Genomic DNA, 22,636 nt, shown 5'->3' with positions numbered 1-22,636 from the left:
ATGTAGTCGCAATGAGGTCAACTTCCAACTTCCAACTTTCAACTGTCAGGTCGAGTTATTATTCAACTCTGAATGCGCCCAGGTAGTACAGCGGTTTCGCCCGGTAGACTTCGAGGCATATAAGGCTTTATCTGTCTCTTTAATGAGCTGGTGAACCGAAATTGTTGAAGTTGGTATTGCTGCTGTAACGCCGACACTGATCGTGACAATGCCAAACTCGGAATCTTGATGGATGATGCCGCAATCGCTTATCGCCTTGCATAGCTTTTCTCCATAAATTGCCACCTGATCAATTGAGATGTGCGGTAATACAGCCACAAATTCTTCACCGCCATAGCGTGCAACAAGTTCACCGGAACGCAAGGTCGCATTATTCAAGCTAGAGGCGACTTTTTGAAGGCATCTGTCGCCTTCTTGGTGACCGTAGCGATCATTGAATTTTTTGAAATGATCGATATCAATGAATGCCAATCCCAATGAAAGTTCTTGTCTCCGCAGCCGCTGAAATTCCGATTCAATAACTTCGTTGAAGTACCGGCGATTGTAAAGCCCGGTTAATTCATCACGATTTACCAAACGACTTAGTGCTGCGGCCTGTTGGCTAAGTTTTAATTGTGTGCGGACGCGAGCTCGGACAACTGGCTGATTTAATGGTTTGGTGATGAAATCTACCGCACCCATTTCGAGTGCTTTAATTTCACTTTCCATTGTTGAATCTGACGTGACAAAAATTACTGCAGATTCGCTCGTCGTTGGATTCGCTTTGAGTCGTTGGCAGACTTCATAGCCATTCATGGATGGCATCTCGACATCCAGCAGAATGAGTTGCGGTTGAATTTCTTGCGCGAACTTAAGCCCTGCCTCTCCATTTGTTGCGAATGTGATGTGCCCCAAATCTTTTAACATGTCCGCCAGCATCCGAACTGCCGTAGGGCTATCGTCGATGATCAGTATGGAACATGGTTCTTCAATCGGAGAGTCGGTTGTCATTTAGCTGTTGAAAAATTTATGTATTGCATGAAATGCAATCTGATTAATTAGCAGAAATTAATTTCATCCGGGCATGGCACCACGATTTGGCTTTTAGGCTTTACTTCTTCCGATTTCAATATAGAACATCGGTAGATATTAATTAAAGCTTATTTAAGAAGTTTTTCAGAAGATGGGGAGGATGTGTTTTTGATCATCTACGGCTACGAAGGCCAAACAGCACTGCCGCAGAACGCGGCTGTCTGAATAGTGCCGGTTAAAACTGTCACCAATACGGTAAGAACAACTCTTAACCTGCTGATAACGGACAGTCCGTAGAGATAAATAATATTTCTTAATCGCAAGTTAATTAAAGATTATTCAACCTGACAGTTTTTGTAGTACGAAGCCACCATTAGTGCAGATGATGGCTATTTTATTTTTTGTTATTCCTTAACCGATGTAGTTGAAGGTGTTTCTAAAGACGCCTCAACAATTTTCCCACGCACTTTTTGAACCACCCATTGAATCGCAGAAACCACCGCTTTTGGTTCGTCATGGTGGATATAGTGGCCAGCATCTGCAAAAAGTCTATGTTCACTAACAGACGACCACGCCGCCTCATCATCATGCAGACTTTTCCAAAGTGCCTTCTTTTGCAGCCCTTGTTGTTGCGTGATTCCCAATTCGTCTAATGCCGCAGCGGGATATGCCTTCATTGATGTCAGCACAATTAGCGGCCTAGTTCCTAAATTGCGGAGCGTTCCTGATTCAGCCGTAGTTTGTGTGAACGCTAGCTCCTCTTTGTATATAGCATCAAACGACACTGGCAAATAAGCAGTTTCCATCTGAGTTACAACTGGATCTTTTACATCAACCGGATCTGAAAATCGAAATGCGCCGGTCCAAGTAAGATAATTTAGCCATTTATCTTGTTCAAGTCCGAGCTTAAATGTATTTACTTTCGTAATGAGTTTGCAGCGTTCTTCGTAATCTGGCGGTGTCGGGTCAATCAGCACCAAGCCGGCAACTTGATTACCGTAATATTTGGTGTAAGTAATTGCGTAAGGGCCGCCGAGTGAATGTGCTACCAAAACAAACGGCGCTTTTTCGCCGGCCTTTGTTAAAACTGCATTCAAATCCGCAGCAATTTTTTTACTATTTTGAGCGCCATCGCTTGGATCACTCCACATAATTCCTGCACGGCTATAGCTACATGCACGGGTAGTTTTACTAACTTCTTCCTGTACCGTAGACCAGCTCAATGAGCCTAAATTATCCATCCCAGATTCAAAAACTACTGTCGGCGACCCGGTTCCACGGCAATCTATTTGAATTTTACGGCCACCAATATCAATCAATTTTCCAAGAGGTGGAAATTCATTTTTGTACTTATGTCGATAAAATTGTTCAACCGCTGCGCCGCTAACGACAAGCAACATTAATAAAGCCAATAGGGATAACGATATTCGTTTTAACCATTTTTTCATTTTATTTATCTCCATCTGATTTTATTTAGTTTTAAGAACCAATTTCAATTCTGTTTTGCTACTTTGTAGATAGGGGACGTTGCCCAAAATCCAGATAATTTTCAGTTCGTTTTAAAACCACAACTTAGGTTAATTTCATTGTATTGAGTACGAAATCGCTCGCTTTACCTACGCACCGTCGTCATCGCCAATGGAAAAGACAGTAATTTAAAAGTTAAAAAATAGCAACTTTACTGCCTATAAACTACGTGAAAAAACAACCAATTATCGACGCGAATTAAAAAAACTACCTTCAAATTGATAATCGCATTTACCTCGGCATTTAACGTCATGGGCAACCTTATTGTCGTGCCAATGAACTGCATCCCAAAACGCAAAAAACCACCCGAGGGTGGTTTTTTGCTAATTTAACTTGCTTGCTACAGGAACACAGGCGCACGATGAAATCGTCGTACCCGCAGAATTAAATCACGCAAACAATTTCTGACCAATAAACTCACCTGGTTTTGCACCCGGTGGGCAGGCAAATAAACCGCTGCCGATATGCGTCGTAAATTGATTGAGCATATCGAATTTGGCCATCTTTTCAAACATCTTGGTGAAGCCGGTTCTTGGGTCTCGTTGGTAACACTGGAACAATAAACCGGCATCAAACGTCACAGCCTGATGCCAAGGCGGCCAGCGTTCCGCAATTTGCGCTACGCCGTTGTCGTAGTTGAATGCCCGACGCAGAATTTGCGCGCCATCATTACTTTCCGGAGCGGCTAATCTTGCGTGCGAATTTTCGGCGATTAACAGGTTGCCGTCTTTGTCGGTCGCGTCTAAATCAAGCTTGTCGAATTCATGCTGTTTACCGATCGGTGCGCCGGAATATTTATGGCGTCCAACAGTTTCTTCCTGAAAGCCCAACTTCATACGATCCCAATGTTCTAAGGCGATGCGAATCGGGCGTATTACCATATAACTGCCGTCGCGCATCCATTCAGGGCCTTCGTCGCCAGCCCAGACAAACTGATGCATTTGTGCCGGGTCTTTGGTTGGGACATTGATGGTGCCGTCTTTAAATCCCATTTGATTGCGCGGTGTTTCGCCTGCTTTAAAACCGGCGGTAAAGCCATTTTGCGCCCAGCGTATTTTTGCTATGCCGTACGCCAGACTGACCATGCGACGCAGCGCATATTCAACGACTTGCGCATCATCGGCCGAAGCTTGGATTGAGATGTCGCCGCCGGTGCGTTCAGGAATTAATTGGTCGCCGTTAAAGCGCGGTAAATCAGCTAAAGCAGCGGGGCGATTTTTGGCGATGCCGAAGCGATCTACGCCGTCTTTTTCAAACAGGGTAGGGCCAAAACCGAAGGTAATGGTTAAGCGTGAGTTTGGTAAGCCGATGGTTGCGCCGGAGTCGGCAGGTGCTTGTGCCAAGTCTGGATGCGCATCAATTTTTGCTGGTGCGCTAGCCATTTCTGCAGCGGCTTCTGTCCATGCTTTGAGCAAGGCAATTAACTCGGTACGCTCTGTGGTGAGCATATCAAAAGCCATAAAGTAGGTATTGCGCTGGATAGGCGTAGCAATTCCGCCCTGATGCTTGCCCCAGAACGGTTCGCTTGTTGAAGTTGATGCTGGAGTTGCCGAGGTTGCGGACTCTACCGGCTTGGCAAATGCTTGCGACGCCAACGGCGCCGCAGCTGCTGCAACAACAGCGCGGGTTAAAAAATTGCGCCGCGTTGCGTTATGCTTTTTATCATCTGAATTGTTCACGGTGCACCTAAAACCAGGGTATTCATATCATCCTCCACGTAGTAAATTCCTTTGCCGTCCGGTGTTAATGCCAGTCCGAATAAGTCGCCATTACCAGGTGGCGATTGCGCTTGATTAGAATCCAGCCAATGCGCATAAATTTGTTTGCCAGTAATTGGATTCACTTCAACTGCCTGACCGTTTTTGCCGTTACAGACCAACAAATGTCCGGCGGGTGTCATTACCATAGCGAGCGGCCAGCCGAGCAAACCTTCTTTTGTGATGAGGCGGCCGGTTTTGGCGCTAGTCGTGCGTGTTGATGCGTCTGGAATGGCGGTAATTTCATTGACCAATCCGTTGGTGATATACAGCGTATCGTCTGGGCCTAAAGCTAATCCGGTTGGGCCAAACAAGAAATTATCGCGGTCGGCGCGTTGCGCGAAACCGTCGCCGATGACGGTTTGGCTTTCTAGTACCGGTGGTTTGCCTTCAGGAATAGTCAACTCAAGACGTAATACAGTCGCTTCGTGAGTCGTTACAGGGTAATGCGATACCGGATCAACTACTTCTGGACCTTGCAAGCCAAAACCGGCCATGCTGATAAATAACACTGCGCTGTCGCCGCGATCAACGGTAGCCATATTGCCCCATGGACCGTTAATAGTCGGCCCTGCCCAAGTCGCTACATGTTGGCCGTTGGAGTTAAATACCAGCACGCAACCTGCGCCTTTGGTTTTGGTTGTGCCGTCGGTGCTAGGTGTGCTACCAACTATTACCCAGCCGCTTTTCAGCATCGTCATGGCAGTAGTTAAACCTACACCGCCCGGACAATCTTTTAAATTTTGCGGTACTTGGGCAAACAGCTTGGTTTCTTTAGTACTTGGGCGATAGCGAACGATGGTCGTGCCAGTGCCTTGTAGATTCGAGATATTGTTGAAGTTATCCACCAATACATCGTCTTTTTCAATCACACCAGAAGATACCGGAGCAACCACGACAGCGTAGGGATTGAGGTCGCCGTTGTCGGTCGTGGTGGACGCTAAAGTTTTATGTTTGTGTATCGTTTCTAAAAAACCCTTTGGCTCGTCAGCATGGGCTGTCAACATGACAGAACCCAGAATCAGCACCGCTGGCAGTATGGAAGAAAAATAGTTTTTCATATATTCGTAAGTTTTAATTTAAAAAGCAATATTGGTGCGTAGACCAAGTACTAATTCATTCTTAATGCGTTGGCTTGGATTGTTCGGATTATCAGGGTTAGTTACGCCACCACCTGGATTAACCACATACTGAATATCCGGTTGCAGTTGCAACCAAGGCTTAACCTGGTATTGATAAGTCAGCTCAGCAAATTTTTCACCGCTACGCACCGGCATATTCGTGCTTGAGTAATAGTTTGTATCGCGATCAAGTGCCGATGCCTGCTTACTTACATGTGCATAACCGACGCCAAAGCCCAGCGTGTCATCCGTGCGGTAGGCAAATGGACAGTGCAGCACAATACCAGCATTTAAACTGCCGTCAACTAAATTGCGGTCGGTTAGCGGCGTTGCCATAACACGGGCGAACAGCGCAACAGTGCGGTTTAATTCAGTCGCATCGCGCCAAATTAAATGATCAGCCACCGCATAGTAGGAAAAATTGCCGTGATGTTGAGCTGCTACTTGATTACTGTTTGGATTGGATAGCGATAAACCGTTTTGATCAAAGCGCTGATCGTTAAACATTTCGCTGTTATACCAAGCACCTACGCGATAAGTCCAACCGAGCGGTGGCGTTTCATCGGCTTGCACCATGCTGCCTAAAGCCGGGTAAGCAAATTGCAGCTCGACCATCGACAAGGTGCCATTACCAAGCGGAAAATTCACGCCATGTTGATTTTGCTGCTCAGGATCACCCGGTTTGTTACCCACCGGGCTGCCGTTAAACACTCCGGCAAGTATCGTTAAACCATTCACCGGACGAGCGCTAATCCGCGCACCTAACGCCGATAAAGGATACGCTGGTCCGCCGCCCGGCATATCTGCCGATGGCAGCATCGGCCAGCCGAACATGGTATTCACAAACATCAACGCGTTGCTGCTGACGATAAATTCCTGATCCACGCTTTGTTGCCCGATTTTTACATCCAGCCGGTCTTCATCTAAAAACTTTTGGTCATACCACATCTCCCACAACCGGAAGCCGCGATCCGCTTCAATGCCGGAAGCAGTCTGCAGGGTTTGCAAATTGTTTGCACTGACATTCTGACCGTGAATTTGCAAGGCACTGATATTCAACAAACCGCCATACAGGCCAAAAGCGCGCTGGGTATTTAATTGCAATACCGCTTGCGTTAGCCCGTCGTAATTAAATCCTTTTTGCGTGCCGCCGGTCACATTGCCCAATGATTCGCTGGTTTCCTGTACCGATAACGTCATGCCGTATTTACTTAAATCAGTACGCAAGCCCCACATGTCACCCAGCAAATTACTACTTCGATCGATGCCATCCATAAAGCCAAAAAATCCTGATGATTGCGGCGTACTACCGTCACTTGGACCCGCAGCAATTGAAATCGGTGGCGGTGCGGAATACGCTGCTTCAGGAGTGACTAAAACGGCGAGGCTGGCAATGCCGCCAATGCACGCTAATAAACGTGCTAGCGGTGTTTGCTTGAAGCGCGTATTTGCGATTAAGGAATTGCTGCGGTGAGGACGTGTAAACATTGTGGTTAAGTTTCTCAAGATAGCGGTTATTTTGTTGTGCCGTGCTGCTACGCCGCGTTAATTAAAATGCGAATGAGAATGATTATCGTTATTAAGTTGTTTCCAGTCAATCAAATTATTGCTTGGTTGAATGTAAAACAACGGAGGGGTTTTGGTGAAGAAGGGCACTAAATAGAATTGGAAAATTTGAATAGATAGTGATGTATTTTAATTACGGACAGCGGCCAATCAATTCCCGAGTGTTATTGAACAAAGTTTAATGTACTGACTCCTATGATACTAATTTCCGATTGATATGGTTGTCAATTGACAACCTTGTTCGGCTCAATTAAACTCGGCGATGGAGAAAGTATGTCAAGAACCAGGCACGCTAAAAAAGAAGTTGAAGATGCTTTGCGGTACGCAGAAATTCATGGGTGGAGAATTAGCATTGGTGGCAGCCACGCATGGGGAAAAATGGTTTGTCCGTATAACGATAAAGATTGCCGCTGCGGTGAGTTTTGTATTTCCAGTATATGGAGTACACCCAAAAATCCCGGCAATCATGCGCGCCAAATTAAACGTGTCGTAGATAACTGTACCGGCAAGAACACGCGGGATGATTCATTCAAGGAGTAATACATGGACTACGATTTCACTCTCAAATTTAAACTTCCTGATACAAACACCGATGCAGACGCTATTTTAGAAAAACTTGGTGCGGCTGGTTGTGATGACGCTCTGGTAGGCCTTGGTATACCGGGACGGATTGCGTTGGATTTCACCCGTAATGCCAATTCTGCACAGGCGGCTATTCTGAGTGCTCTGGCCGATGTGAAACTAGCCATTCCTGATGCCAAGCTTTTGGAGGTCGGGCCGGACTTTGTGGGCATAACGGATGTTGCCGAAGTAATCGGTGTTTCAAGGCAAAATATACGCAAATTAATGGTAACAAATGCCGCCACCTTTCCGGCAGCGGTGCATGATGGTAGTGCCTCAATATGGCACTTGGCGCTGGTGCTGCAGTGGCTGCAAGCAAGAGGCTCGTACCAGATTGCGCAGAATGTTTTTGACGTGTCGCGGATGGCAATGCAAGTGAATATTGCTAAGGAAGCGCAATTGCTTTCTGCTGATTTGGGTAAAAATTTACGCGAACTGATCGCATAACAGATTAAATCAGGCTATCCACTGCTGCAATCACGTCAGCCACGCCAGGCGGCGCACCTTTATCACCCAAATTAATAATCTTGTCCGACCAATTTCCTTCGGTTTTCCAGCGAGGGGATGCCGAGTAAATTTCAACGGTCGGGCGGCAATAAGCGGCGGCAATGTGGGTTAAGCCTGTATCCACGCCAATTACGATAGCGGCGCGCTGGGCTAAAATTATCGCTTCCATCATGCTTAGTTTGGGTAGCACTTGCGCATTAGGAATATGCGATGCGAGTTGTTCTGCTTCGAGTTGCTCAGTGCGATTTCCCCATGCCAGCAGAATCGGGTAATTACGCGCATTGAGATGTTTGCCCAGCGTGATCCAGTCATGTGCTGGCCATTTTTTTGCGGCTCCTGCCGTGCCATGAAAAAATACCGCATAGTCGTTTTGCGGCAGCCAGTCAGGTTGCAAGTCAGGATTCGGAGCCAACAAACCAAAATCAGGCGCTACATTTTCAATTTTGTCCATGTAGCCCAAGGCATGCGCCGCCACTATCCGGCCTCGTAAAACCGCGTGGGTATGTATGCCTACTGGGACACTTAGTGTATGAAAAATACGCGATGCAGCTTCATAGCCAGAACCTTCCGTGCCATTTGCCAAGCCGACTTTGGCGCCACCTTGCGCCAGGCCCATAATCACGCCGGTTTTCAACAGACCTTGGGTATCTAGAATGACGTCGTAAGTTTCTAACCGTAGCGTTTTTTTGAATGCCGACATTTCAGCGCGTACTGATGCGGACAGCAAGCCTTTGCGCCAGCGTCTTAACGCAAATGGAATAATCTTGTGTACGTTAGGGTTGAGCCTAACTAGCTCTACAAAATTTTCTTCCACCACCCAATCAATTTGAGCGTGTGGAAAATTCCGCAAGATGTCAGCCACAATCGGCATATTGTGTAAGACATCGCCCATTGAAGAAACCCGAATCAGTAAAACTTTCATGTGGTGTGGGTTTTCTTAAAACGGCAATTTTGCATCAGGTTTAACTGCCAAAATAGCGCGTTTAAAGGCAGCCTGTATTAGCGCTAATGCTGCAGCCGTTTCCGCTTCAAAACGCATCACAATTACAGGCGTAGTGTTGGACGAACGCGCCAGGCCAAAGCCGTCGGCATATTCCACGCGTAAGCCATCAATGCTAATAATTTGTTCCGCGTCGGCAAAGTGGGCTTGTACTTGTTCTGCTGCCTGCATTTGAGCGATCAGGGTGAAATTTTCACCTTCGTTTAATGTCAGTTGCAATTCTGGTGTCGAGCTGGATTGTGGCAGGGAGTTTAAGACTGCGGAAGGATCTTCTACGCGGGACAATAATTCCAGCAAACGTGCACCTGCATACAAGCCGTCATCAAAACCATACCAGCGGTCTTTAAAGAAAATATGGCCGCTCATTTCGCCGCCTAACGGCGCGCCGGTTTCGCGCATTTTTGCTTTAACCAGGGAATGTCCGGTTTTCCACATCAATGGGCTACCGCCGCGTGCTTTGAGCCAAGCCGCAATGTGGCGGGTGCATTTAACGTCGTACAAAATTTGTGCGCCGGGGTTGCGGGTTAATACATCTTCCGCGAACAGCATGAGTTGTCGGTCAGGGTAAATAATGCTGCCGTCTTTCGTCACCACGCCTAAACGGTCGCCATCGCCGTCAAAGGCCAGACCAAGTTCTGCATCGCTGTTTTTAACGTGGGCAATTAAATCTTGCAGATTTTCAGGGTGGGCCGGGTCTGGATGATGATTCGGGAAGTTACCATCAACTTCGCAAAATAATTCATCAACCTGACAGTTCAGACCGCGATATAAATCACCGGCAAATGCGCCAGCTACGCCATTGCCACAGTCAACAGCAATCTTCATCGGGCGAGCTAATTTGATGTCGGAAATGATGCGTTCCAGATAGGCGGCGCGGATGTTGTGCTGCTGGTATTGTCCCGCACCGTTAGCAAAATCTTGCGCGACGATGGTGTGGTAAAGCGCTTGAATCGTGTCACCGTAAATTGCTTCGCCAGCCAATACCATTTTGAAGCCATTGTAGTCCGGTGGGTTGTGGCTGCCCGTAACCATAATGCCAGATTGCGCATCTAAAATATGCGTACCAAAATACACCATTGGTGTGGCGACTACGCCCAAGTCGATGACATCCACGCCCGCTGCCTGCAAGCCTTGTGCTAACGCTGCGCTTAATTCTGGTCCAGACAAACGGCCGTCGCGTCCAATTACAACTGTTCGTTCATTTTTAGCTAAAACGGCACTACCGAATGCTTGCCCTAGTTGGTATGCGACATTGGTATCCAGCGTTTTGCCAACAATGCCACGGATGTCGTAGGCTTTAAAAATGGATTTAGAGATGGGCGTGGAAGTTGTCATGTTGTTTATTTGGAATAATGATCAATAAAATAGCCCGTAGTTTAGCTCTGTATGGTTACTTAGGATAGTGCGCAGTGTGTAAATGAGGGGAATTGCGGATGAGAGCTGATGAAGGCTCAGATTTTTTGCGGACTCGTTTTGAGCTTGATTTATTGTTGTTTTGTCGTTTTGTTGAACATATCAGCATTGCTTAATTGCAAGAATAGAACATAAAATCGATTTTTCAGTGCTGTATCCCATCCGAACTAAAAAAGGACGTGAACAATGAAGCTATCAATATCCTACCTGCTGACTGGTGCAATGAGCATCGTGTTATCTCACACTACGTTGGCAGCAGAGCAAGCGCCTGCTCCGCACATTATTGTGCTCAAGGCGGCGCATTTGTTTGATTCCGTTAGCGGCAAATTGGTGGATAACGGTGTGATTGTCATCTCCGGCAATAAAATTCAAACGGTAGGCACTAGCTCAACAAAATTGCCCGATGGCGCGCAAGTGATTGATCTTGGCGACGCCACGTTGTTGCCCGGTTTTATCGATGCGCATGTTCATTTTTCTGGTGAAATGAGCGATAACTGGTATGGGGATTGGTTCAACGGCATGATGCGTTTCCCGGCCGAGCAGGCCTTGTACGGCGCGCACTATGCCAAGATTACTCTGGAGGCGGGTGTCACAACGGTGCGGGATGTTGGGTCTACCGACTACATATCGCTTGGCTTGAGAAACGCGATTAAAGCGGGAATCATACCGGGGCCTCGCATGCTGGTCGCTAACTATGCCATCGGCTCAACGGGCGGTCATGCTGATCAAGACCCGGTTCCTACTCAGCGGATTGCCGCTGCTGGCCCAATACAAGGCGTGTGTAATGGCGCGGATGAATGCCGGGCCGCTGTGCGTTACCAGATTAAATTTGGTGCGGATGTCATCAAATTCATGCCGTCAGGCGGGGTGCTGTCGCTATCTGATCCGGTCGATATTCCAGAATTAACGCAAGAGGAGATGAACGCCATCGTATCTGAAGCACATGCCTGGAAACGTAAAGTGGCTGCTCACTGCCACGGTGACAAGGCGGCAAAAATGGCGATTGCCGCTGGTGTTGATTCGATCGAACATGGGACTTTCCTGGAAGACGATACCTTGCTCGAAATGAAGAAGAAACATGTGTATTTAGTGCCGACTTTGTCTGCTGGTAATTCGATCGGCAACAAATTGGACAAATTCCCACCGGCGATTGCAGAGAAAGCGCGCGTGGCTTCTGCACAAATGCAAACAATGTTTCAACATGCAGTAAAGCTTGGCGTGCCAATTGCAATGGGTACGGATGCAGCGGTCGGGCCACATGGCCAAAATGCTTTGGAATTCGTATTAATGACTAAAAACAGTTTTACTCCAGCGCAGTCATTAATGGCTGGCACTGCAAACGGTGCTGATTTGCTCGGTATCGCTGACCAGACTGGTACGCTACAGGCAGGAAAATATGCCGATATCGTTGCGGTTGCCGGTAATCCGTTATCGGATATTTCAACTACTCAGCATCCGCTCTTCGTCATGAAAGAAGGCGTTATTTACCTTGGTGGGAAATAGGCGCTTAGCTAATTTGATAGATTGTTTTAGGGTGTAACGAGGGCGGCGACCTGTTATAAAAACGGTTGCCGCTATCTGTTTGCAGAACACAATTGAAATTCAATCAGTAGTTCATCCTGCACCGCCAGCAAACCACCTAGGGCCGAATACGGAGTGATACCGAAATCGGTTTGCTTCACCACTAGCGCTCCAGTCACCAGCAATTTTTCAGGCAAGCCTTGAACGGAGAGTGGCACCCACATTTCGCGTAACTGACCATGTAATTCAATTTGGATTTTTGCCGCGAATTTAGGCGCTTCACCAGTAATTTGCAGTGAGTGTATGCGCAGCAAAGGATATTTATCGGCTTGCAAATTGCTGTCACCCAGCATATGGCTGCGCGTGCTGGCGATGGCGTCCTCATCAAGTACCGATGCAAAGGCGGGTCCTAATGCGGCGCGCTGTTCTGGATTATCCAGTTGCAACTGATCAAGGCGAAACTCCAGATCAAATTGAGACTGCGCCAGTCCGCTGGCGGGAGCATAAAAAAAGCCGGTAAATTGCGGTGCTGAGAGAACGTGGTTGTGCCCGAGTTTTCCGGCCAGACCGCCGCGAAATGCATAAATGCGCACCGTTGATGCCGCCGGATTTAAGCGGAATAATGTGCCGCCGGTTTGCGTCAGTTTGGTATAGGTACTGGTAATGTTGGATGAAGCTACAGGTGTTTCAGGTGTGCTGCTGATGTGTTGTGGATTAGCGCAGCTCAGCAGGAAAATTGCGAAGGTGCAGCACAGCAGTACAAGTCCGGGCTTTTTGATGTGCATAAGTAGGATGGCGTAGGGGTGCCCCTTGTGGGTACCCGTGGTTGATCAACGAGGGCACCCACAAGGGATGCCCCTACAAAAGACACAGTCAGCGCCAATTAGCGTAGTCCGCCAACCGATCCTTCTTTAGGATATTCAATCGTGTAATCGACACTGAATTTAGCCGTAGCGTTGGGCTGCACGGTTTTTTTCCAGGCAACTACGCCACGGCGCTGCTCCCATGCGTCATTACTCGGTTTTGGATCAAACAGTGCCTGAACCTTGATTTCGTCCGAGGTGCTGACCGGAGAAGACTCCAAGACCTCAATCTCAATCGCGGTTTTGTGGGTGTTGGTAATGCTGAATACATCGGCCAATTTACGTTCCGATTTTTTATCAAAAATTCCCGTGCTGGCGGAGTTGGTTTTAACGGGATTGACTTCGACTTTGACCAGATCGTCACGGCCATAAGAAAGTGAGAGATTTTCGTTCGCTTGCGGGTTCCAAGCACTCGCGCCGACATAATTACCGTCGCGAATTAATTGCATCGTGCCCTGCGGCCAAACACCTTGTGGTTGTTCCGCCACTGCCATCACAATCGCGGCTCTGTCGAGCCTCGGTGTAATGCGTAACATCTGTTTCACCGCTAATGTTTGCTTGGCTAAGGTGACCGAAACTTCGCGGCCATCGGACTGAAGGTTCACGCGAGTTGGAACTTCAAACTGGGTGCTGAAAGTGGATTGGGTTTCGAATGTGGGCGGTTCGTAGTTCTCTTCCATATCTGCTCTGCTAATACGCGAGCCTGTTACCATTATTTTTTGGGCTGAGTAATTGGCTGGTGCCGGTGATGATACTGGCGGTGGTGCTGGTGCGTAGTAAGACAGTAACCAAGGCTTAGGATCAGGCCCTACCGGTGACAAGCGAGGCTGGTTGGTGGACAGCGTCAGTTTAATATTGCTCCAGTCTTCCCCCGTTTTTTGCGAGATGGTCGCGAGGCGTTCCAGCTCTACTTTAGACGCTACCGAATCGAGGCTGGCGCGGTAGGCCGGCTTCCATCCGGCGTTGTTGATCTGGTAGGACAACTTAACTAAACCGGCTCGATCAGCATTAACGTTAATGCTGACTGTGCGTGCATCATTGTCATTGGTGTGCTGCCTTGCCAGATCACGTTTTAATGCGGCTATTTTTTTCTCAATTTCACGCTTTTGTACGATGATGCGCTGCATTTTTGACAGTGCATCATTGGCGCCACGACCGATAGTGTCGATCAGTCCGGCCAGCGTTTTTGCATCAATCGGGCTGCGTGATTGTTTATCTGCACCGGTGCTGTCGCCGCCTAAACGCTCCAGATAAGTTTTAACGATATCGGCTGATTTTGCATCTGCATCCAGCATAGCGGTTTGATCTTCCAGCGCCTGAATCTGCGCTTCCATATCGGCTTCAGTCTTGCTGCGTGCTTCGGTTCTGGCAATATCTTTGGTAGTGATTTCACCGATGCGTATCCCCGCTGCGGCTTCGGCGTGCAGTGTCTGCGCATCAAAGCGGGCTGGTAATCCCGGAATGACTACTTGTGTATTGCCAGCAGTAACGGCAACCGTGCGCACGATGGTGGCACTGCCGGGAAACAAGATAACGTCAGTAATCGGGGCCGTCATATCGGCCAGAGCGTAATGGCTGGTGCTGGCTAACAGCGAGCAGCTAAGCAACAATTTTATGCGCATGTGAAAACCTTTGTGTTGGCAATGGTTGGGAACTTATGTTGGGAAATGTTGGCTTACAGATAGAATATTGAAGTGGATCATAGTGGATGGTATATCGTCAATCTTTTTGTTCCGAGAAAACATGGTTTGAGATTGGAAAGGAAGGCTAACAATAAAGAGATTTACTGTGTTGGTGTGCGAGTCGCGATGTTGCGGCAAGGAGATGGAAATTAAAATAACGTCAAAAAGCAGGGCGAAATAGCGGGAGGCCGAGTGAAAAAAGAATGCCTTCATGCCGCGAAAAACGAAACTGCGAAACTATTAATCGACATCTTTCCCGTTTTTCGCGAACAAAATTAAACCTTAAGCTTCAGCAACCTTCAACACCAGCTTGCCATTATTTTCACCCGAAAATAATTTCAGGAACGTATCAGGAAATGTCTCCAGACCATCCACAATATCTTCCCGTGATTTCAGTTTTCCGCTAGCTAACCAGCCACCCATTGCGCTGAGTGCTTCCATCGCACGTGGATAATAATCGGCGACCATAATGCCTTGCATACTAGCGCGAGCAACGATGAGCGACAAATAATTGGCCGGGCCTTGAACTGCCGTAGTGTTGTTGTACTGCGAAATCGCACCACAAATCACGATACGCGCATTGCGTGCCAAACGCGTTAACACCGCATCCAAAATTTCACCGCCGACGTTATCAAAATACACGTCTATCCCTTGTGGGCAATGCTGGTGCAGAGCAGCCTTGACGTCTTCCTTCTTATAATCAATGGCTGCATCAAAGCCCAACTCTTCCACCAGATAACGGCATTTTTCTGCGCCACCAGCAATCCCAATTACCCGGCAGCCTTTGATTTTAGCGATCTGACCAACAACTGCACCCACAGCGCCAGCTGCACCGGACACAACAACGGTTTCACCTTCTTTAGGCTTACCAACGTCTAGCAAACCAAAGTAGGCGGTGAGCCCCGGCATTCCCAGAGTACCCAAAAACACCGGCAACGGCGCCATGCGTGGATCAACCTTATTTAAACCCTGACCGTTGGAGTAAGCATATTCTTGCATTCCTAACATTCCGCCGACATGGTCGCCAACGGTGAACTGGGGATTTTTTGAAGCAACCACGCGGCCCACTGCCAAGGCACGCATGACTTCGCCGATTGCTACCGGCGGTATATATGAATTTTTGCTCTCATTCATCCAGCCGCGCATGGCTGGGTCGAGAGAAATATACAAATTCTTAATCACCACTTCGCCGTCAGCCGGATCACGCACCGGTTCTTGCGTATAGCTAAAGTCGCTACGTTTAACGGCGCCAACAGGGCGGCTGGTGAGTTTGAATTGATGATTTTGGTTCATTTGGATACTCCAATAAGTGGTTAGGACAAAACGAAGTATAGGAGCGAAGAGATTGCTTGATAAGTCACCAATCTGGCATTACATTGTTGACTAAATCAGGACAATAGCCTGTTGTAATCTCTTAAAGAAGAAAGCATGCATGATTAACCCACAACATTTGGCGATCTTCGTCAGCATAGTTCAGGCTGGCAGCATAAGCGGTGCGGCTACGCTGCTGGGCTGCGGTAAATCGGTGGTTTCGCGCCAGCTTGCCAAGCTGGAAGACGATCTGGGCGCGCGGCTGATCCAGCGCTCAACCCGGCGTCTGGCCTTAACCGAAATAGGCGAAATGGTGCTGGCCGAAGCCAGAAAAATTGAACACTCCTTAAATAATATAGATTTAATTACTGACCAATTTCAGCAACAGGTGCGCGGCTTGCTGCGCGTTTCTTGCTCTATGGCCGGTCGCCGCCAAGTGGTGCCGCTTATTGCCGAATTTACTCGCTTGTATCCGCAGGTGAAAGTGGCGCTTCAGCTGGAAGACCATCTTGTGGATTTGATTAAGGAGCAGATTGATGTGGCAATCCGTGTATCGCATTTGCCTGATTCCACATTGGTAGCGCGCAAACTAGCTGAGAATCCGCGCATGCTGGTTGCCTCACCAGCCTATTTAGCGCAGTCGGGCACGCCCCAAACTCCCGCGCAACTTACTGAACATGCTTGCCTGGTGTATGCCAACGAAGGTCGCGTCTATGATGAATGGACGTTTTCCGGTCAGCCGGAACCATTTAAGGTAAAAGTGGGCGGCGCGATTCAAATAAACGATGGTGGCGCGCTGGTGACAGCGGCCTGTTGCGGTGCCGGTATTTTGTTGATCCCGCGCAAAATCGTGGCAGAGGAGTTAGCAAATGGTGAATTGGTTGAAGTACTGGAAAATTGGCCGTTACCAGCGGGCGCACCGATTTACGCCGTATATCCGGCACGTGATTGGCTGGCGCTGAAAACGTCAGCCTTCGTCGGCTTTATGCAAGAGCGGATGAGTGCTTGATTGGCAACCGTAAATAGTTATCGGGTCGGGTAGGGTAGAAGGGTAAAATTGGAAGGATTTTCTGAAAACAAGCACGTTAATGCATTTGAACAAAGTTTGTTGCTCATAAATACATGGACGTGGTGTTATCGCTATTGTTGCTGTTTATTTTAAGTTTTGAATTGTGAAAATAGGCGAAAAAACACCGTTTACAGCTCAAAACTCGAAGTTTTTAGGCAATAAATCACCAAAAAAGCCATTTTGCCCTTGAAATGCCAATGGATAACCCCACTTCCGTAACATTATTTTGAATATGATTTATTTTTGGAGGTAAGGAATGCAAGACCAAGTGAAACAAGATACGCAACAAGAAGCTAAGCAAAATGAAACAGTTAATCCAGTGCAAGGCGATGCAGAGCCAGTAATGGTGGCAGTTGATTCCGATTTTGAAGAAAAGTTACTGCAAACTGAAGCTAAATTGGCTGAATTGCAAGATGCTTTCTTACGCGCCAAAGCCGATGGTGAAAATATCCGTCGCCGTGCGCAGGATGACATCAGCAAAGCACATAAATTTGCCGTGGAAAGTTTTGCTGAATCCTTGATCCCGGTCAAAGACAGTTTGGAAATGGCGCTCAAGATTGAAACTGTTTCAGTTGAAGCGTTAAGAGAAGGTACTGAAGTGACCTTGCGTCAATTGGCAAATGCCTTTGAAAAAAATCGTTTGTTAGAAATTAACCCAGTTCCGGGTGAAAAATTGGATCCGGCTAAGCATCAAGCCGTTTCGATGGTTCCTTCTGAGCAAGACGCGAATACAGTAGTTGAAGTATTGCAAAAAGGTTACACCATTGCAGACCGCTTATTGCGTCCGGCGCTGGTGACGGTAGCACAAGCTAAATAGCACAGTATAAAAAGTTCAATAAAGTGTGAAAAAAAGCGAAAAAAGTCTTAAAAACGCTTGAAAACAGCTTTTTTCGCCATATATAGCATTCATTCAAGAATATTGATTTACAAATTACAGAAAATAAAAGGAAATTATCATGGGTAGAATTATCGGTATTGATTTGGGAACAACCAATTCATGTGTGTCCGTTGTTGAAAACGGCATTCCAAAAGTAATCGAAAACGCAGAAGGCGCGCGTACTACGCCGTCTATCATTGCTTATCAAGAAGACGGCGAAATCCTGGTTGGCGCATCAGCCAAACGCCAGGCAGTAACCAATCCAAAAAATACGTTATACGCAGTTAAGCGTTTAATCGGTCGTAAGTACGATGAAAAAGAAGTGCAAAAAGACATCGGCTTAATGCCATACGCTATCGTTAAAGCTGAAAACGGCGATGCATGGGTTAGCGTTCGTGACAAAAAAATGGCACCTCCGCAAATTTCTGCTGAAGTGTTGCGCAAAATGAAAAAAACTGCCGAAGATTACCTCGGTGAAGAAGTAACTGAAGCGGTTATTACTGTTCCAGCTTACTTTAACGATGCACAACGTCAGGCAACTAAAGACGCTGGCCGTATCGCTGGCTTGGAAGTAAAACGTATCATCAATGAACCAACTGCAGCTGCATTGGCATTTGGTTTGGATAAAGCTGAACGCGGTGATCGTAAAATCGCTGTGTACGATTTGGGCGGCGGTACTTTCGACGTGTCCATCATTGAAATCGCTGACGTAGATGGCGAAATGCAATTTGAAGTATTGTCCACTAACGGCGATACATTCCTGGGCGGTGAAGATTTTGATCAACGCATTATTGATTACATCATCGAAGAATTCAAAAAAATTAACGGCCTGGATCTGTCAAAAGACGCCATCGCTCTGCAACGTATTAAAGCATCTGCAGAACGCGCCAAGATTGAATTGTCGAGCACCCAGCAAACAGAAATTAACGAGCCGTATATTGCAATGGCCAATGGCGCACCAGTACATTTGAATTTGAAAATGACTCGCGCTAAGTTGGAATCATTGGTTGAAGAACTGATCAGCAAAACTATCGAACCTTGCCGTATCGCGATTCGTGACGCTGGCGTTAAAACGACTGACATCGACGACATCATTTTGGTCGGCGGTATGACACGTATGCCTAAAGTACAAGAAATCGTTAAAGATTTCTTCGGCAAAGAACCACGTAAAGACGTGAATCCGGATGAAGCAGTTGCAGCCGGTGCTGCAATTCAAGGTTCCGTATTGTCGGGCGACCGTAAAGATCTGTTGTTGTTGGACGTAACGCCATTGTCATTGGGTATTGAAACCCTAGGCGGCGTGATGACCAAAATGATTCAAAAGAACACCACAATTCCAACCAAGTTCAGCCAAGTGTTTTCAACTGCGGATGACAATCAACCTGCGGTAACCATCAAAGTGTTCCAAGGTGAACGTGAGATCGCTGCTGGTAACAAAGGTTTGGGCGAATTCAATCTGGAAGGTATCCCACCATCAGCACGTGGTACACCGCAAATTGAAGTGACTTTTGACATCGATGCAAACGGTATTTTGCACGTAGGCGCGAAAGACAAAGCAACTGGTAAAGAAAACAAAATCACCATTAAGGCAAACTCCGGTTTGACTGAAGAAGAAATTCAAAAAATGGTGAAAGACGCTGAGTTGAATGCGGAAGAAGATAAAAAGGTCAAGGAATTGGCCGAGTCACGTAACCAAGGTGACGCTTTAGTACACTCAACTCGCAAGGCGTTGACTGAACATGGCGATAAATTGGAAGCCGGTGAAAAAGAGAAAATCGATGCATCAATTAAAGAGTTGGAAGATTCGTTGAAGAGCGGTGATAAAGTTTCTATCGACGCAAAAATTGCTGCGTTGTCGACTGCTTCTCAAAAACTCGGCGAAAAAATGTATGCGGATATGCAAGCATCGCAAGCGGCTGGCGCTGCTGGTGATGCCGGTGCCGGCGCAGCGGGTGCATCAGAAGCCAAACATCATGAAGATGATGTGATGGATGCTGAGTTTAAAGAAGTAAAAGATAAGTAATATTAGTTTGGCGAGTGTCACCACTCGCTAAAACTCGCCGAGATAGGAGTGTCGTTGTTGACGACTAACCTGCTCGGCTTTTTCGTATAAAATTCAGGGCTTTACTTGAAACGCTGCTAGTGTTGATAGCGGTGGTAAATTAGTCCGAATTCATTAAGAAGGTGCCAAAAGAGATGGCGAAGCGTGATTTTTATGAAATATTAGGTGTTGCGAAAAATGCCTCCGAAGACGAGATTAAAAAATCGTATCGTAAGATGGCAATGAAACACCATCCGGACCGTAATCCGGATAGTAAGCAATCTGAAGAGAAGTTTAAAGAAGCTAAAGAAGCTTACGAAATGTTGTCTGACCCTAAAAAACGGGAAGCCTATGATCGTTATGGTCATGCAGGTGTTGATCCGAATATGGGCGGCGGCGGTGGAGGCGGCGGTCCTGGTGGCTTTGCGGATGCTTTCGGTGATATTTTCGGCGATATTTTCGGCGGTGGACGTGGCGGCGGTGGTCGTAGCGCTGGCCCACAAGTGTATCGCGGTGCCGATTTACGCTACAACCTGGAAATTAGTTTAGAACAAGCCGCAAACGGGTTTGACACGACTATCCGTGTTCCTTCCTGGGACGAGTGTGATCCGTGTCACGGTACCGGCGCAAAACCGGGTACTTCACCAATTACATGTACCACTTGCGGCGGGCATGGTCAGGTGCGGATGCAGCAGGGCTTGTTTAGCATTCAGCAAACCTGTCCGAAATGCCACGGCATGGGAAAAATTATTCCAGAACCATGCACCAGTTGCTTAGGTGTTGGACGTATTAAACGGAATAAAACTCTTGAAGTTAAAATCCCATCAGGAATTGATGACGGCATGCGTATCCGTTCTTCCGGCAATGGTGAGCCTGGTATGAATGGCGGGCCGCCGGGTGATTTGTATGTGGAAATTCACACTAAACCACATGCAGTATTCCAGCGTGAAGGCGATGATTTGCATTGCGAGATGCCGATTTCGTTTGCAAAAGCGACTTTGGGTGGCGAGATTGAAGTACCAACGTTAAGTGGTAAAGCTAGCTTTACTATTCCAGAAGGAACTCAAACAGGAAAAACCTTCCGTTTGCGTAGCAAAGGCATAAAAGGCGTTCGCTCTGGTTTCCCTGGTGATTTGTTCTGTCATGTTGTGATTGAAACACCCGTTAAATTAACGGATAAACAAAAAGATTTATTACGAGATTTTGAGCTCTTAACCTCTGAAGGTGGCTCAAAACATAGTCCTCAGAGTAAATCTTGGATGGAAAAAGTAAAGAGTTTTTTAAGTAAGTAATAAACAAAATGGCGCGATATATATATATGTATCGCGCCATTTTTAAAAACGATCAATTTGTATTATAAACTTCCTGAAGTTTGAGAGTTTTCAAACAAATTTATCATATAAAAATATTGGATGAGACATGAAATTACCTATAAAAGAATTGTTGTTTTGTTTAGCCTTTGCTCTGGCTAGTACGGCTCAGGCGATCGATATCGCAGGAGCTAAAATTGATGACACCATACAAGCCTCCAACACCAAGCTGAAATTAAACGGTGCTGGAATTCGCTATAAAGTCATTTTTAAAGTGTATGTGGCGGCGTTGTATTTAACTGAAACTCAAAATACGGTTGAAGGTATTATTTCCGTTCCGGGACCTAAGCAAATTAATTTGACCATGCTGCGTGATGTCAGCAGTGACACATTAGGTCAGGCATTTATGGCCGGAGTTCAGAAAAATACTGAAAAAGCGGAAAGAGCAAAATTGACCACGCAATTTATTCAGTTCGGTCAATTATTTTCTACTGTTCCAGAATTGAAAAAAGGCGATATGATCGCTATGGAATGGGTGCCGAATGTGGGGACTAACATGTTCATCAATGGTAGAAAAGTCGGTGAGACATTCCCTGACATGGCATTTTTTAACGCGATTTTACGCATTTGGTTAGGCGAAAATCCTGTTGATAGCGCATTGAAAAAACAACTACTTGGCGGTTCAAGCGAGCACCATTAGTTTTAGTGGCACTCAGTAAAAAAGCCCTTGAAATTCAATTCAAGGGCTTTTTTTATGGGTGAAACTGAATCAGTGCTTAGCCCAAATTAGCTGCAGCAAAATCCCAGTTTACCAAACTCCAGAATGCTTCCAGGTATTTTGGACGTGCATTGCGGTAGTCGATGTAGTAAGCGTGTTCCCATAAATCACAAGTAACTAATGGTTTGTCAGTTGTAGTTAATGGTGTTGCTGCGTTAGATGTGTTGACGATGTCTAATGTACCGTCAGCTTTTTTAACCAGCCAAGTCCAGCTTGAACCAAAATTGCCGATGCATGATTTAGTAAATGCGTCTTTGAACGCATCAAATGAACCCCATTTAGCATCGATTGCAGCAGCCAATGCGCCAGTAGGAACACCGCCGCCGTTTGGTTTTAAACCGTTCCAGTAGAAAGTGTGGTTCCAGATTTGAGCTGAATTGTTAAAAATACCGGCAGACGATTTTTTAACGATTTCTTCCAGCGTGGAATTTTCAAACTCAGTACCTTTGATTAAATTATTCAAATTGGTGACATAAGTTTGATGATGTTTACCGTAATGGTATTCCAGTGTTTCTTTAGAAATATGTGGAGCCAAAGCGTCCATGGCATAAGGCAAGGCTGGGAGTGTGTGTTCCATTTGGTTTCCTTAGTTATTAACGAGTTGAGACAGTCGTAGTCGGTGTTTCAAATCAACCGCCCCGTATTGTAATAGGGTTATGTT

General features: G+C 46.7%; 19 protein-coding genes. 8 read left to right on the top strand and 11 right to left on the bottom strand.

The genetic code is table 11. The features are described from left to right. Nucleotides 1-45: 45 nt before the first annotated feature. The 5 genes from S2091_RS00625 to S2091_RS00605 form a co-directional block, all read right to left on the bottom strand. Nucleotides 46-990, bottom strand: coding sequence for a GGDEF domain-containing response regulator (locus tag S2091_RS00625; protein ID WP_105529844.1), 945 nt, complete (start codon nucleotides 988-990; stop codon nucleotides 46-48). A 425-nt stretch (nucleotides 991-1,415) separates the two neighbouring features. Continuing rightward, on the bottom strand, nucleotides 1,416-2,459 hold the full coding sequence (locus S2091_RS00620; protein ID WP_165794869.1) for an alpha/beta fold hydrolase: 1,044 nt from the start codon (nucleotides 2,457-2,459) through the stop codon (nucleotides 1,416-1,418). A gap of 468 nt (nucleotides 2,460-2,927) precedes the next feature. Beyond that, a complete protein-coding gene (locus S2091_RS00615) occupies nucleotides 2,928-4,217 on the bottom strand; it encodes a Dyp-type peroxidase (protein ID WP_105529842.1) in 1,290 nt (429 codons plus the stop codon). Further along, a complete protein-coding gene (locus S2091_RS00610; protein WP_105529841.1) occupies nucleotides 4,214-5,356 on the bottom strand; it encodes an NHL repeat-containing protein in 1,143 nt (380 codons plus the stop codon). The genes S2091_RS00615 and S2091_RS00610 overlap by 4 nt, the downstream gene beginning before the upstream one ends. Before the next feature lie 18 nt (nucleotides 5,357-5,374). Next, a complete protein-coding gene (locus S2091_RS00605) occupies nucleotides 5,375-6,904 on the bottom strand; it encodes a carbohydrate porin (RefSeq protein WP_105529840.1) in 1,530 nt (509 codons plus the stop codon). 351 nt (nucleotides 6,905-7,255) lie between these two features. On the opposite strand from S2091_RS00605, the gene S2091_RS00600 reads away from it, so the two are divergent. Further along, nucleotides 7,256-7,522 carry a hypothetical protein gene (locus S2091_RS00600; RefSeq protein ID WP_105529839.1) on the top strand — a complete coding sequence of 89 codons (267 nt, stop codon included), beginning with the start codon at nucleotides 7,256-7,258 and terminating at the stop codon, nucleotides 7,520-7,522. Nucleotides 7,523-7,525: 3 nt separating this feature from the next. After that, nucleotides 7,526-8,050 (top strand): helix-turn-helix transcriptional regulator, encoded by a 525-nt coding sequence (locus tag S2091_RS00595; protein ID WP_105529838.1) that lies wholly within the window; start codon nucleotides 7,526-7,528, stop codon nucleotides 8,048-8,050. A gap of 4 nt (nucleotides 8,051-8,054) precedes the next feature. On the opposite strand, the gene waaC is transcribed toward S2091_RS00595, so the two are convergent. Then, complete coding sequence (waaC, locus tag S2091_RS00590) at nucleotides 8,055-9,032, bottom strand: lipopolysaccharide heptosyltransferase I (RefSeq protein WP_105529837.1); 978 nt, start codon at nucleotides 9,030-9,032, stop codon at nucleotides 8,055-8,057. Between the two features lie 15 nt (nucleotides 9,033-9,047). Continuing rightward, nucleotides 9,048-10,445 carry a phosphomannomutase/phosphoglucomutase gene (locus S2091_RS00585; protein ID WP_105529836.1) on the bottom strand — a complete coding sequence of 466 codons (1,398 nt, stop codon included), beginning with the start codon at nucleotides 10,443-10,445 and terminating at the stop codon, nucleotides 9,048-9,050. Nucleotides 10,446-10,709: 264 nt separating this feature from the next. Between S2091_RS00585 and S2091_RS00580 the strand changes: the two genes are divergently transcribed. Continuing rightward, nucleotides 10,710-12,026 (top strand): metal-dependent hydrolase family protein, encoded by a 1,317-nt coding sequence (locus S2091_RS00580; RefSeq protein WP_105529835.1) that lies wholly within the window; start codon nucleotides 10,710-10,712, stop codon nucleotides 12,024-12,026. Between the two features lie 71 nt (nucleotides 12,027-12,097). On the opposite strand, the gene S2091_RS00575 is transcribed toward S2091_RS00580, so the two are convergent. The 3 genes from S2091_RS00575 to S2091_RS00565 all read right to left on the bottom strand — a co-directional run bounded on the left by S2091_RS00575 (nucleotide 12,098) and on the right by S2091_RS00565 (nucleotide 15,882). After that, entirely contained in the window at nucleotides 12,098-12,829 is a 732-nt protein-coding gene (locus S2091_RS00575; RefSeq protein ID WP_105529834.1) for a YceI family protein, read from the bottom strand. Nucleotides 12,830-12,927: 98 nt separating this feature from the next. Beyond that, on the bottom strand, nucleotides 12,928-14,529 hold the full coding sequence (locus tag S2091_RS00570) for a mucoidy inhibitor MuiA family protein (protein ID WP_105529833.1): 1,602 nt from the start codon (nucleotides 14,527-14,529) through the stop codon (nucleotides 12,928-12,930). Nucleotides 14,530-14,871: 342 nt separating this feature from the next. Further along, nucleotides 14,872-15,882, bottom strand: coding sequence for an NADP-dependent oxidoreductase (locus S2091_RS00565; RefSeq protein WP_105529832.1), 1,011 nt, complete (start codon nucleotides 15,880-15,882; stop codon nucleotides 14,872-14,874). Between the two features lie 139 nt (nucleotides 15,883-16,021). Here S2091_RS00565 and S2091_RS00560 point away from each other — a divergent pair, with 139 nt between their 5' ends. The 5 genes from S2091_RS00560 to S2091_RS00540 all read left to right on the top strand — a co-directional run bounded on the left by S2091_RS00560 (nucleotide 16,022) and on the right by S2091_RS00540 (nucleotide 21,897). Then, nucleotides 16,022-16,909, top strand: coding sequence for a LysR family transcriptional regulator (locus tag S2091_RS00560; RefSeq protein ID WP_105529831.1), 888 nt, complete (start codon nucleotides 16,022-16,024; stop codon nucleotides 16,907-16,909). A gap of 316 nt (nucleotides 16,910-17,225) precedes the next feature. Continuing rightward, entirely contained in the window at nucleotides 17,226-17,786 is a 561-nt protein-coding gene (gene grpE, locus S2091_RS00555) for a nucleotide exchange factor GrpE (RefSeq protein ID WP_105529830.1), read from the top strand. 139 nt (nucleotides 17,787-17,925) lie between these two features. After that, nucleotides 17,926-19,869, top strand: coding sequence for a molecular chaperone DnaK (gene dnaK / locus S2091_RS00550; protein WP_105529829.1), 1,944 nt, complete (start codon nucleotides 17,926-17,928; stop codon nucleotides 19,867-19,869). A 173-nt stretch (nucleotides 19,870-20,042) separates the two neighbouring features. Beyond that, a complete protein-coding gene (gene dnaJ, locus S2091_RS00545) occupies nucleotides 20,043-21,179 on the top strand; it encodes a molecular chaperone DnaJ (RefSeq protein ID WP_105529828.1) in 1,137 nt (378 codons plus the stop codon). Nucleotides 21,180-21,306: 127 nt separating this feature from the next. Continuing rightward, a complete protein-coding gene (locus S2091_RS00540) occupies nucleotides 21,307-21,897 on the top strand; it encodes a chalcone isomerase family protein (protein ID WP_105529827.1) in 591 nt (196 codons plus the stop codon). Between the two features lie 76 nt (nucleotides 21,898-21,973). On the opposite strand, the gene sodB is transcribed toward S2091_RS00540, so the two are convergent. Beyond that, entirely contained in the window at nucleotides 21,974-22,552 is a 579-nt protein-coding gene (gene sodB / locus S2091_RS00535) for a superoxide dismutase [Fe] (RefSeq protein ID WP_105529826.1), read from the bottom strand. Nucleotides 22,553-22,636 lie beyond the last annotated feature (84 nt).

Source organism: Solimicrobium silvestre (assembly GCF_002976435.1).
Lineage (GTDB): Bacteria > Pseudomonadota > Gammaproteobacteria > Burkholderiales > Burkholderiaceae_D > Solimicrobium > Solimicrobium silvestre.
The sequence above is the reverse complement of the archived record's forward strand: the minus strand, read 5'-3'. Positions and strand labels throughout refer to the sequence as shown.